The sequence below is a fragment of the Gelidibacter salicanalis genome (assembly GCF_016469035.1).
In the GTDB taxonomy this organism is placed as follows: domain Bacteria; phylum Bacteroidota; class Bacteroidia; order Flavobacteriales; family Flavobacteriaceae; genus Gelidibacter; species Gelidibacter salicanalis_A.
The window spans coordinates 1-203 of sequence record NZ_JAEHJZ010000546.1 but is presented as its reverse complement, the minus strand read 5'-3'; the positions used below and the strand labels follow the sequence as shown (position 1 = coordinate 203).

1 protein-coding gene is annotated in these 203 nt (G+C 51.2%); it reads left to right on the top strand.

The window, feature by feature from the left end; all coding sequences use genetic code 11:
* The coding region (locus JEM65_RS22000) for a hypothetical protein (RefSeq protein ID WP_199603906.1) at nt 1-203 on the top strand (203 nt) is incomplete at both ends.

The following is a 203-nucleotide window of genomic DNA, read 5'->3' as shown; positions in this document are numbered from 1 at the left end:
CTTTTGGCTCCGGCATTGGATAAGGCCGCTACAGAGCAGGTGTTTTTGCATAACCCCGCGGCGTATGATGCTGATGGCGACTCGCTATCCTTCAAGCTACGCACCTGCCAACAAGTATTAGGTGGCGCACCCGCTGCTAAGAGCAATAAGAACGTAGCCGTTCCGGTAGACTGTAGTAACTACACGTATCCTGATAATCAAGT